The 12,346-nt window shown below is 40.9% G+C and carries 13 protein-coding genes; 6 read left to right on the top strand and 7 right to left on the bottom strand.

Features of this window, described 5'->3' with window-relative positions; genetic code table 11:
- Positions 1-46: 46 nt before the first annotated feature.
- Complete coding sequence (gene dcd / locus QTA56_RS06365; protein WP_004675063.1) at positions 47-616, bottom strand: dCTP deaminase; 570 nt, start codon at positions 614-616, stop codon at positions 47-49.
- A 107-nt stretch (positions 617-723) separates the two neighbouring features.
- Positions 724-1,317 carry a LysE family translocator gene (locus QTA56_RS06360; protein WP_267980120.1) on the bottom strand — a complete coding sequence of 198 codons (594 nt, stop codon included), beginning with the start codon at positions 1,315-1,317 and terminating at the stop codon, positions 724-726.
- A gap of 311 nt (positions 1,318-1,628) precedes the next feature.
- Here QTA56_RS06360 and QTA56_RS06355 point away from each other — a divergent pair, with 311 nt between their 5' ends.
- On the top strand, positions 1,629-2,201 hold the full coding sequence (locus QTA56_RS06355; protein WP_267980119.1) for a DUF2062 domain-containing protein: 573 nt from the start codon (positions 1,629-1,631) through the stop codon (positions 2,199-2,201).
- 18 nt (positions 2,202-2,219) lie between these two features.
- On the opposite strand, the gene apbC is transcribed toward QTA56_RS06355, so the two are convergent.
- On the bottom strand, positions 2,220-3,449 hold the full coding sequence (gene apbC, locus QTA56_RS06350) for an iron-sulfur cluster carrier protein ApbC (protein WP_267980118.1): 1,230 nt from the start codon (positions 3,447-3,449) through the stop codon (positions 2,220-2,222).
- Between the two features lie 158 nt (positions 3,450-3,607).
- Positions 3,608-4,144 (bottom strand): hypothetical protein, encoded by a 537-nt coding sequence (locus QTA56_RS06345; protein WP_267980117.1) that lies wholly within the window; start codon positions 4,142-4,144, stop codon positions 3,608-3,610.
- Between the two features lie 479 nt (positions 4,145-4,623).
- Between QTA56_RS06345 and QTA56_RS06340 the strand changes: the two genes are divergently transcribed.
- Positions 4,624-5,121, top strand: coding sequence for a hypothetical protein (locus QTA56_RS06340; RefSeq protein WP_267980116.1), 498 nt, complete (start codon positions 4,624-4,626; stop codon positions 5,119-5,121).
- Positions 5,122-5,154: 33 nt separating this feature from the next.
- Here QTA56_RS06340 and QTA56_RS06335 read toward each other — a convergent pair whose 3' ends face one another.
- Entirely contained in the window at positions 5,155-5,622 is a 468-nt protein-coding gene (locus tag QTA56_RS06335; RefSeq protein WP_267980115.1) for a hypothetical protein, read from the bottom strand.
- Between the two features lie 207 nt (positions 5,623-5,829).
- On the opposite strand from QTA56_RS06335, the gene metG reads away from it, so the two are divergent.
- Positions 5,830-7,887, top strand: coding sequence for a methionine--tRNA ligase (metG, locus tag QTA56_RS06330; protein WP_267980114.1), 2,058 nt, complete (start codon positions 5,830-5,832; stop codon positions 7,885-7,887).
- Positions 7,888-8,002: 115 nt separating this feature from the next.
- Entirely contained in the window at positions 8,003-8,359 is a 357-nt protein-coding gene (locus tag QTA56_RS06325; protein ID WP_267980113.1) for a hypothetical protein, read from the top strand.
- A 51-nt stretch (positions 8,360-8,410) separates the two neighbouring features.
- On the opposite strand, the gene QTA56_RS06320 is transcribed toward QTA56_RS06325, so the two are convergent.
- Positions 8,411-9,169 (bottom strand): methyltransferase domain-containing protein, encoded by a 759-nt coding sequence (locus QTA56_RS06320; protein WP_267980112.1) that lies wholly within the window; start codon positions 9,167-9,169, stop codon positions 8,411-8,413.
- A gap of 100 nt (positions 9,170-9,269) precedes the next feature.
- Positions 9,270-9,947, bottom strand: coding sequence for a DUF1345 domain-containing protein (locus QTA56_RS06315; protein WP_267980111.1), 678 nt, complete (start codon positions 9,945-9,947; stop codon positions 9,270-9,272).
- Positions 9,948-10,134: 187 nt separating this feature from the next.
- On the opposite strand from QTA56_RS06315, the gene QTA56_RS06310 reads away from it, so the two are divergent.
- Both QTA56_RS06310 and QTA56_RS06305 read left to right on the top strand, forming a co-directional pair.
- Positions 10,135-10,683 carry a TetR/AcrR family transcriptional regulator gene (locus tag QTA56_RS06310; protein ID WP_267980110.1) on the top strand — a complete coding sequence of 183 codons (549 nt, stop codon included), beginning with the start codon at positions 10,135-10,137 and terminating at the stop codon, positions 10,681-10,683.
- Positions 10,684-10,696: 13 nt separating this feature from the next.
- Positions 10,697-12,343, top strand: a complete 1,647-nt coding sequence (locus tag QTA56_RS06305; protein ID WP_267980109.1) for an MFS transporter — start codon at positions 10,697-10,699, stop codon at positions 12,341-12,343.
- Positions 12,344-12,346: the final 3 nt, after the last annotated feature.

Here is a 12,346-nt window from a genome sequence, read left to right as displayed (position 1 = left end):
AATAGCAACAATCATCCATGAAAAATGATTGTTGCAAATTGTAATACTATGTCTTCGGCAAAGTCACCCCTGTTTGCCCCTGATATTTCCCACCACGGTCTTTATAAGAGGTCTCACACACCTCATCACTTTCAAAGAACAGCATTTGCGCCACACCCTCACCTGCATAAATACGTGCTGGCAGGTTGGTGGTATTTGAAAACTCAAGTGTCACATGACCTTCCCATTCAGGCTCCAATGGCGTGACATTCACAATAATACCGCAACGTGCATAGGTCGACTTACCAAGGCATACAGTCAGCACATTTCGTGGGATACGGAAGTATTCAATAGTACGCGCAAGTGCAAAGGAGTTTGGTGGAATAATGCAGACATCCGATTCAATGTCGATAAAACTTCTGTCATCAAAGTTTTTTGGATCGACAATGGCAGAGTGGACATTGGTAAATACCTTAAACTCTCTCGCGCAACGGACATCATAGCCATAGCTGGATACCCCATAGGAAATCAGTTTTTCTCCGTTTGCATCGAAACGAACTTGATTTTCTGCATAAGGTTCAATCATGCCGTGTTTTTCGCTCATTTCACGAATCCAACGATCAGATTTTATTGCCATGACTTTTTATCCAAAGATGAACTGAATGATTGGCAGGTACTTTAACTTAAAATGGCATCAATGGAAATAACAGCCCTATTCTGGGATCATTGATAGCGCTTGGAATATTATAAATTGATCAGTGCTGAGTAGCTAATTGGAATTGAGAAGCTGACCAAGACAACTGATGCGGTACGTTGTAATTTGGCTTGCGACAACCATTTTACTTTATTGGTGGCGAGCGCTGCACCAACAGAAATCCAGAACAATGCAATTGGAAGAATCAGTGCAACAAATGTACTCATATGCGCCATATAGATTTGCTGACTGTTCCACGCCACTGCTGGAAAAATAGCTGAGGCAAATAATAACGCTTTAGGGTTGAGTAAAGTCGCACACAATAACTCACGCGGGCGAATGGTCGGCTGGTTTAAGGCCACTTCCTGATCGGCAGTACGCCATAATTTTACAGCCAGAAAAACAATATAGCCTGCGCTCAATAATTTAAGAAAAGTGGGTAATAAAGGTACAGTAGCGGAAACTTTACCGATCAGCATTCCCCATGCACTGATTGCAATGATATAGCCAATCGCCTCTGCTGGAATGAGTAATAATGATTTACGCAACCCCACCTGAATACCTGAAGATGCAAGCAAGGTGTTGGTCGGGCCAGGAGTAAGCAAAATGGTGATGACTAAACCAATAAAAAACCATGAAATCATTGAATGACCTCACTAAAAGATATTTTTACATTAATCCAATTGCTCATGCATAGCAAAATTTTAACTGTAAGCACTTATGACGGTGGATTATTTAAATAAATGTTTTATTTATATTTTTAAAATTTCAAGTCCACTTTACTCTAAAGTCACTGCATAAAAATTTGTAATTTTAAATATGGTAAATGTAACGTATTGGTTAAATAATGTTTATAAAATAACCAAGGTTTGAAGTCATTTTAAGTTTTTACTAAGTAAATGGTGCTATTTTATAGGTATACCAACTTATTTTCCTGATATGTAACCCTCAATTTATGCCTAAGCAATTCTTTCATAAATGGCTACCCTCTTCGGAAAAGGTCGCAAATTTAAAGTTTATGAGGATTTTTGGTCAACGCACCTTAAATCCATTGCTTTGGTATGTAAACCGTCGCTCAATTGCCAAGGCGATGTTTATTGGAACATTTTGGGGAATTTTACCAGTCCCTTTTCATAGCGTATTTATTATTTTGACCATTTTATGGCTGGAAGTGAACCTGCCAATTGGGCTATGTATGGCATGGCTGACCAATCCTTTTACGGTAGTGCCAATTCTATATTTAGGCTTCTGGTTTGGTACTAAAATCTATCATGTGAATATGATTAATAAAGACATGCTACTTGGGGTTCTGCACCAAATCATGAATTGGCTAAAGAACTTTGGTCATGGTCATATTGATTTTAGCTTGGCCAAGATTCTTGTTTCTGGGCTGGTCATAGAAGCGATCCTGTTTGCCGTTTTATTTTATTTCACAACACATTTGCTATGGCGGTGGAGTGTGATTTATTCATGGAATAAAAGAAAGAATGCTCAAGTCATGAATAACAAGATAAAAAAAGACCTCTAAATTTAGAGGTCTTTTACTTTAGAAGATTCGTTTGTCATCTCTTTGGCGTTTAGGCAACTTTTCCATTTGTTGTATTACAGCTTGGGCAATATTGATATAGCTTTCCGCCGCACTATCCTGTGCAATCACGCTCGGCTTACCATTATCAGCATGCTCACGAATTTTAGCATCCAGAGGCAAGCGCCCAAGCAATGGAATATGGTACTGTCCAGATAACTGATCGCCGCCGCCTGTACCAAAAATCTGCTCTTCATGACCACAGTTAGAGCAGATATGGGTAGACATATTTTCAATCACGCCCAGTACAGGAATGTTCACTTTATTAAATAATTCAATGCCTTTTACCGCATCCATAAGTGCAACATTTTGTGGTGTCGTCACAATGACAGCACCCGTGACTGGAATACGCTGCGCCAAAGTGAGTTGAATGTCTCCAGTGCCTGGTGGCATATCAATCACCAACACATCCAGATCAGGCCACAAGGTTTGATTAAACAATTGCATGAGTGCGCCTGTTGCTTTTGGCCCCCGCCAAGCCACAGGGGTATTGTTTGCACCAATCAGGTGCCCAATCGAAAGTACCGCCATGCCGTAGGCGTCAAGGGGAACAAAGTGTTCATTTTCAATCAGGGGTGTTCTACCCGCATTACCCAGCATGGTTGGAATACTTGGGCCATAAATATCTGCATCCAAGACCCCAACTTTTAAACCCAATTGCTGCAAGGCAAGTGCAAGGTTGACTGTTGTGGTTGATTTACCCACCCCACCTTTACCCGACGATACCAGAATCACATTCTGGATACGTGGATGGGCTGCCACATCACGTTGCTGCGGCGCAGCTTTTTGAATTGGTGGATTATTGGGATCAGTTTCAGCTTTAGCTGAGGCATCCATGACTGGCGGCAAATTGCTATTTTCCGCTTTAGGCTTGGATGAACAGCTATGCCCAGCTTCGCCATGTGCTACATGTTTTTGCTGGATGATATGAAGATTGAGTTCCTGAATCCCACACTTTTCCAAGGCTTCGGCAAGCTCATCATGAATCTGTTGTAGATGTTCTTTTTCTTGCGGAAAAGTATTGATGGTCAGTTGTAAAATACGACCTTGTACATTCACCTGACTAATACGGTCTTTTAAACGATTCTCTGAATATGGCAGGATATAGTTTTGTAGAACAGTTTGAATGTCATCTTCCTTGACTTCTTGCGCAGGTGAAAAAACAGATTTTAAGGAAGAAAGCCACGACATTTTGTTTACTCCAAAAACAGATCAACATATCACTGAGTTTGGTTAGTTTAGCAGTATTGCAGAATAGACGCTCACATCTACGAAGATAATTGCTCATTTTTTATAGCGTATTTTCTTCACTCAATATGAACGTCCATGATTTAGAACTTTAGCAACGATTAACCTTTGAGTTTATTTACAGCATCGGTTGCCGCTTTCTTTAAATCATCCAGCTTATTGCTCGCCTGGGCTTTCAGGTCATCAAGTTTTGCAGCAGCCTCATCTTTTAACTCAGCGGCTTTTGCCTTTGCATCATCAAGTTTATGACTTGCCTCTTCTTTAAAGTGCTCAAACTTCTCTTTCGCCGCATGTTGCGTATCAGCCAGTTTATCTTTCAGTTCATCAGCCTTGCTTGATAAAGCGGCCTTACTTTCATCATATTGCTCACTTGCATTACTTTTTAAATCATCCAGGGCTTGTTCACCTTTTTGTTTCAATTCACTCGCTTTGTCTTTTGCCTGCTGCAAGTCAGTTTTGGTTTGCTCAAGGTCTTTTGAGGCAAAGCTTTTAACATCTTCGACAGTTTCCTGACCTTTCTGTTTAATGTCTTTGCCCACCTCACTGGCTTTATCTTTTGCCTGCTGAAAATCTGCCTTGGTCTGTGCCAAGTCTTTCGCAGCAAAATCTTTTAGCTGATCAATTTTGTCATTACTCATGGTGTTATTCCTCTTGTTATGTCGTGAAAGCTACAATTGTTTTCTACCTATATTTATACAAGGTTCTGCCAAAGCTTGGCGGAATTGCTGCAAATTGAAACAATTGGGATACAGTAAGATTCAAATTATTGCCGATTGATAACTTTTTGAATTTTTGGATATAAAAATCCTATCAATGAATCAGGTCAATTTTAGACTTGAAACTCTTTTTTGGAAATTTCATATAAACTATGCTAATTTAAAGTGTAGTCAGGCTTCAGTGCTGGACGCTGAAATTCCGTGATTTTTCTCATTTTTAGTTTTCTCATCACAGCAAATGTGGATAATCTTCGGCTAACTATTGCCGTAAAATCAGTCTTGACGTTTCGATCATTTTTAGAACCATTGGGTTAATATTAAAAAAAGTATAAATAATATGGGGAATGAGTTCAGATATAATTCCGCCCTCTGAATCACAATGTATTTAAAAAATAGCATCTATGAATGAACATGAACTTTTAGAAATTCAAAATGAACTTCAAGCACAAGAAAAACGTTTGAACTATATCCTTTCGAGTAAAAGAAGAATACAGAACATGATTGATTCTTTTGAACAGGATTTGGCTGAGCAATTACTTCCTGTCATTCATAATGAAAGCAATGATCAGGCTTCCATTGAAAGTAGTCTGGCTTTGTTGGCTTGCTGGAAATTTTCTAAAGTAGAGTTTCCAAAAACAGTGCATTGGTGTAGTGAACTCACTATCAGTGACCTAACTATAAAAGATGAATTTACTGTTGCGGTTAAAGCTCAGGCATGGCTGGGTATTTTGGGAAGTGATGAGCTTTGGCAAACTCCACTCTATGCTGAAATTTTGGTTGATCCTAAAACCAATAGCTTAAAGCATTATCACATCCATTTTTTATCAAAAGGAAAAATCATTTCATTGAGAAAAAATTCAGAGCAAAGCGTAACGGTTAAACAAATGCAGAGTATGTAATCTTTTGGGATACATGCTCCTATTCCTAAAATATTAGAATAGTGTAAGGGATATAACCTTTGCCTTTATCTTTCTGCTCATCACAAAATAGCAACTATTTGCACTCATACATCCCAACACAACAATTGGTAAGATCGCAAAGTAGATCAAGATACCAATCTTCAAAGTTGAAAAATCAATGTAATTCACCTGATCTTCCAATAAAATAATGCTCACCAAAAATGTCCAACATGAAAGTAAAATCAGGCTTACTTTAATGAATTGGGACAGATCAAAAATTTTGGTAGGCAATTTCAAGAGAGCCAAAATAATTAAGTAGCCCGTAAAAGCAAAAACAACCAGAAAGGGTGTCAGATAGAGCATCACTTCCATTCCATCACTCACCACATGGATTAAATGATTTTGCTGAAAATTTAAAAACAGGCAAAACGGAATTACAAAACTAAGGACAGAAACCAAACTTGCCAATAACGATGCACAGACTAAATTCCAAGATCGCATTTTTCTCTCCCAGCGATTTAATGCTGTGTTTATTTTCATTCAAACAGACGTACTTTGATTGAAGCCAAAGTGAAGTTTTGATGAAGTCTCAAACTAGCATAAGCAGTCTAATCCGATTAAAAAGATTTCACCGATTCCCTTGTGCAAGTCTGTCTTAAGTCATGTAAAATCATCCACCTTGTAAATACGAATGAGAGAACAATATCCGTGCGTAAAATTTTAGTCACCAATGCCCTCCCTTATGCCAATGGTCCAATCCATATGGGACACTTACTCGGTTATATCCAGGCAGATATTTGGGTTCGTGCGATGCGTGCAATGGGTCATGACGTGACTTACGTATGTGCGGATGATGCTCACGGTACAGCGATCATGCTGCGTGCTGAAGCCAATGGCATCAGTCCAGAAGCGCAAATTGCCAATGTTCAGAAAGAGCATATTCGTGACTTTGATGGCTTTGGTGTGCATTTCGATCACTATGATTCAACCAATAGTGATGAGAACAAGGCTCGTTCAGAAGAAATTTATATTAAGAACCGTGAAGCAGGCAATATTGCAATTCGTCCTGTCACACAATTGTTTGACCCTGAAAAAGGCATGTTCCTGTCTGACCGCTTTATTAAAGGTACTTGCCCAAAATGTAAATCTGAAGATCAGTACGGCGATGCCTGCGAAGTCTGCGGTACAACCTATAACGCAACAGAATTACTTGATCCACGCTCAACCTTGAGTGGTGCAACGCCTGTAGAAAAATCATCAGACCACTACTTCTTTAAGCTTCCTAATTTTGCTGAATATTTGCAAAAATGGACGCGTGATCAAGGTCGTTTACCTGTTTCGATTGCCAATAAGCTGGATGAATGGTTCGATGCTGGTTTATCAGATTGGGATATTTCCCGTGATGCACCTTATTTTGGTTTTGAGATTCCAGATGCGCCAAACAAATATTTTTATGTTTGGGTCGATGCGCCGATTGGTTATATGTCGAGTTTTGAAAACTATATCAAGACCAAGCGTCCAGATTTAAGTTTTGATGATTTCTGGAAAAAAGATTCACAAAATGAAGTCTACCACTTCATTGGTAAAGACATTGTTTATTTCCATGCGCTGTTTTGGCCTGCCATGCTTGAGGGTGCAAACTACCGCACACCATCAGGTTTATTCGTAAATGGTTTCCTGACTGTGAATGGTCAGAAGATGTCAAAGTCTCGTGGCACATTCATTAAAGCTGAGACCTATTTACAGCATTTGAATCCTGAATATTTACGCTATTACTTTGCCTCCAAGCTTTCTGACAAAGTTGAAGATTCAGACTTAAATCTGGATGACTTTGTACAAAAGGTAAATTCGGACCTGGTTGGTAAAGTGGTGAATATTGCCAGCCGTTGTGCGAAATTCATTAACAGCAATTTCAACAATACTTTATCCAGTACCTGTGCTGAACCTGAGCTGGTTCAAAGCTTTATTGATGCTGGTGATTCGATTGCCAAGGCATATGAAGCACGCGAGTTTTCTGCGGCAATTCGTGAAATCATGGCCTTGGCAGACCGTGCCAACCAGTATATTGATGAGAAAAAACCGTGGGCACTTGCCAAGCAAGAGGGTCAGGAGCAACAGGTGCATGATGTTTGTTCGGTGGGGATCAACCTGTTCCGTCAGCTTGCGGTTTACCTGTCACCTGTATTGCCAACGCTTGCTGCACAGGTTCAGGCATTCTTACAGCTTGCAAGCTTTGACTTCGAATCTCGCAAGCAGATTTTAGTGGCTCACGAAATTGCACAGTTCCAGCCATTAATGCAGCGTGTTGACCCAAAAGCGGTTACGGCAATGGTGGATGCATCTAAAGATTCTTTGGCTGCTGCGGCAGAAGTGCCAAAAGCTGAGAAGAAGAAAGAGAAGAAAGCCGAGAAGAAGCCTGAACCTAAAGTGGGTGAAGCTGAAATCATTGGTATTGAAGATTTTATGAAAGTTGACCTCCGTGTAGCTGAAGTTTTAGAAGCTGCAACGGTAGAAGGTTCTGATAAATTACTTCAATTAACTTTAAATATTGGTGAAGCTGAGCCACGTAATGTATTTAGTGGCATTCGTGAGTTTTATCAGCCAGAAGATTTAAAAGGCAAATTAGTAGTGATGGTCGCGAACCTTGCACCTCGTAAAATGCGTTTTGGTATTTCTAACGGTATGGTACTTGCAGCAGGTAATGGCGAAGGTGTTTGGGTGATCTCACCTGAATCTGGCGCTAAAGCTGGTGATAAAGTGTCTTAACCCATTATTTCCCTTCATCTCAAAAAGACTCATTTATGAGTCTTTTTTATTGATTTTTTTAAATAAATACATAAGATGCATACGCTTTTATTTTTTAATTTATAAGGGGTTTTTTATGAAAAAGTTTTTAGCGCTTGCAACTGTAACAGCAATGTTATTTTCAACAGGATGTGCAGTTCGTATTGCTGATATGACTGTTGCATCCACCAAGAATTATAATATTAACTCCAACCAGTTTATTAAAGGACAACGTGTCATCGGCGAAGACAAAGTACCTGTAATCCTGTTTCCTCTTGGTATGCCGAACTTTAAAACTGCAATAGATCGTGCAATTGAGAAGAACCCTTGTTCTGTTGCATTATCTGATGTGGTGATTACCCAGTTAAATCAGGCTTTTCTGGTGGGCCAAGTTGGCTATCGAGTAGAGGGAACTCAAATTATTGATTTGTCTCAACCAAACTGCAAAAAGTAAATTTAGAATAAGTGATTGAAGAGTGTTAACCCACTCTTCAATTGATTCCTATCATTTAGCAAGCACCATCCACAATACCTCACTGCTAAAAGAGCCATCTGCCTGAATCTGATAATATTGCTGGGTTTGATCAGATGCTTTTCGCTGTAAATAGCGTATGGTTTCAACCGCATGTTCAGGTGTCTGCATCCGCTGCGTCCAGCTTTGAAACTCTAAATCCAGACTTTGCTTTTCAACAGTTTCAACTTTAAACCCTGCATATTCAGCAAAGTGCATCCATTCCTGTAAACTATAATTTCGCACATGGCTTGGATCACGGATGGTTTCTATGGTCTGGAAAAATGTATCCATAACAGGATTTGCATTTCCTAAAATATCGACAATCACAAGCTTGCCATTTTTAGCCAAAACTCGATATATTTCGCTCATTGCCTGCATCACATTCTGCCAATGATGCGCTGAATAACGTGTGATCACACAGTCAAAACTCTGATCTGCAAACGATAAGGATTCCGCAGCACCTTGCTGACCAATCACATTATGAAAGCCTCTTTCCCTGCTTTGTTGAGCAACCAACTCCACCATAGACGGCGTTAGGTCATAAGCCACAACCTCATCCACACATGGGGCGATCTGGTAAGTGACATGCCCGCCCCCACAGCCCAAATCCAACATCCTTTTAAATTGATGCGCTTGAATCAACTTTCGCATTTTTTGAAATTCAATCCCCTGCGCATGGACTGCACTGTTTAAATAGGCTTGAGATTTATCCTGATATTGCTGCTGGTTCACTTGATGCTGGGTGGTCATGTTCTTATCCTTGCGATGTTTGGTTATATTTAAAATAACCAACCCAAATCAAAAATAAAAATGATCAATTTTAATAAAATTAATAAAAATAAATTATCAGTTAAAATCCAATTAAACTGGCTGCCACATTGATTGCAACTGCCAAAATCACCGTATTAAACATAAAAGCCAAAACGCAGTGAAAAATGTTCAGATGCCTGACCTCAGAAGTGGTAATGGACACATCCGCTGTTTGTGCCGAAGTGCCAATGATGTAACTGAAATAAATAAAATCGAGATAATCAGGCTGATCTGTTTTGGGGAAATCCAGTCCAGCATCCTCATGGCGGCTTTTGGCAAGATAATAGTCATGGGCATAGTGAATGGCAAACAGGGTATGCAACATCAGCCATGTTGAAAAAATAGTGCCAATGGTCAGCAAAATAAGAACTCCCTTAAGAACAGCCTGATCTTTGGGAACATGGCTCAGTTGTACCACAATGGAGATGAAACAAACCACGATTGCAATCAATACAACAGTCAGGATCATCCATTTCCCCTCATCCTGTTGTCTGGCCCGCTGTAAAATATGGCTTGCATCCAAGTGCCACATCATGCGTAAGGTGAGAAATAAATACAGCCAGATGGCGGTGTTCCATCCCAACTGTAGGCAGGTCGCCCATTGCCAGTTAGTGAAAAAATGCAAAGCGGTATAGATCAGCAAACCCAGTAAAAATGTCGAAGACAAATAGGGACGGTGTTTTACTCCTTTCGCCAAACGATAGATCAACGCCTGCATTTTTCACCTCTTTTCATTTTTATCTGCAATGAACTTATACTTATTTTTACCACTGTCTGATTGAATAAAAATTAGTAAAAACAACTCTTTTACTTAATTTCAACAAAATAATTTCCATTTCAATATTTACAACGGACAAAATTGTCCGTTAAATTCAAGTGAGCAATAAAGGTCTACTTTTCACATTATGACAAAACGCCAACAACTTGCAGCACATAACCGTGATGAACTGCTTCATGCTGCCGAGGAAATTTTTCGTAGCTACGGTGTTCATGTGCCGTTACAGGTCATTATTGACCATGCTGGCGTGGGTCGGGCGACCTTTTATCGTAATTTTTCAGATCGCAAGGCCTTAATGGCCGCCTTGCTCGAACAGGCCATTACCCGACTGGAGCAGCGGGCACAAGCGCTGCTTCCCTTTGAAGATGGCTTTATCCGTTTGATTGAAAGCCACATTGAACAGCTTCCGCATCTGGTGGTGCTGATTGATTACTGGCGCATCATTGATCGTCAGGACCCAATCATGCTAAACATTTATGAACGGCGTGACAAAGCATTACAACCACTGATTGACCAGGCCATACAACATCAATTATGCCGTGATGATTTAACAACAAAAGATTTTGCCCTGATTACGGCGATTCTCGGTTCTTCATTTCAGGGACATACAGGCCAGGATCAGGTGCAACTTGCAAAACGGGCAATAGAATTATTATTAAACGGCATTAAAGTGTAGTTCGAGGAATAACATGGATAAAACACCTCGCTATCTTGAGACACCTCCAGATTGGTCGGCAGACGAGCGTCCAACCCTGCCTGGTTCGCCTGCGGCAATTGCCCATGCAACCCCGAAACGTCTGGCCTATTTTATTATTGGTCTATTTATTGCGGTTGCCGCCAGTTTAAGTAATGGCTTTATTGTAGCCAATTTACCAATTTTTCAGGGTGAGTATGGTTTAACGCCCTCTCAGGCGGCATGGCTGCCCGCAGCCTATGTCATGGCAAATGTCAGTTCCAACCTGATCCTGTTTAAAGCCCGTCAGCAATATGGTTTACGCCTGTTTTCAGAAATTGGTTTGCTGGTGTTTATTGGCGTACTGATTCTGCACATCTTTGTTAAAACCTATGAAATGGCGCTGTTTGTACGTTTTATTGCAGGGCTGGCCGCTGCTCCGCTTAGTTCGCTGGGTATGTATTACACCATGCAGGCCTTTAGCAAGGCTGATATGCCAAAAGGGATTTATCTGGCTTTTGGATTCCAGCAACTTGGTTTGCCTTTGGCATGGATCATTTCGCCCTATCTGCTCAGTGCCAATCAATGGGATGTGATTTACACCTTTGAGCTGGGTCTGGCAATTTGCTGCCTGGCGATGGTGGTGTCACTTAAACTGCCACGCAGCCTGCGTTTAGAGGTCTTTGAAAAGCAGGATTTCTTTACCTTTGCCCTACTCGCCCCTGGGTTTGCCTGCCTGTGTATTGTACTGACTCAAGGGCCAATCCTGTGGTGGTTTAACAGTCCTTGGCTGGCCTATACCTTGATTGTTGGTTTCTGTCTGGTTGTTCTGGGATTGACCTATGAGCATTATCGTAGAAACCCATTGATCATGACCCGCTGGCTGGCGACAGGTGATTTGCTCAGTTTCGTGGTGAGTGCCTTTGCCTTACGCCTGCTGATGTCAGAACAGAGCTACGCCGCTGTGAATTTCCTCAAAACCATGGGCATGGGACCAGACCAGTTTGTGCCACTGTATGTAGTGATCTTCTGCGGCACCATTGCAGGTTCGGTGTTTAGCGCGCTAACCTTTCATCGTGAACGTTTGATCCTGAACTTATTCCTAGCCGAAATCCTGATCCTGATCGCCTGTGCGCTAGATTATCATCTCACCAGTGATGTGCGTCCTGCCAATTTCTATCGTAGCCAGTTTTTGGTGAGCTTTGCTGGCGGTGTGTTTATTGGTCCCCTGCTATTATTGGGCTTTATGCGTACCCTACAGCGTGGTCCACAATATGTAGTGACCTTTATTGTACTGTTCTCAGCCACGCAAAACTTTGGTGGCTTGGTCGGATCATCATTCTTTAACACCTATCAACAGCATCAGACCAATAATTATAAGGTTGAAATAAACAGTGAATTAGATCCAACCGATCCATTGGTCACGCAACGTCTACAGGCTTATCAGCATAGTGCAATGGTGAGTAGCAACGATCCTGTCTTGCAAAACAATCAGGCGCTACAAAACCTGAATAAAGTGGTTACCCGTGAGGCACAGGTGCGTGCCTATAACGATGTGATTGTACTGAATGGCATTTTTGCCGTTGTTTTACTGCTATGGGGGTTATTTAAATATGTACGCAATAAATACCTGACCCGAAAGAATCTGCAAGCAGCCAGTTAACGC

It is taken from the genome of Acinetobacter thutiue (assembly GCF_030385805.1).
Lineage (GTDB): Bacteria > Pseudomonadota > Gammaproteobacteria > Pseudomonadales > Moraxellaceae > Acinetobacter > Acinetobacter corruptisaponis.
Note: the sequence above shows the minus strand (reverse complement) of the source record. Positions and strands in the feature narration are given on the sequence as shown.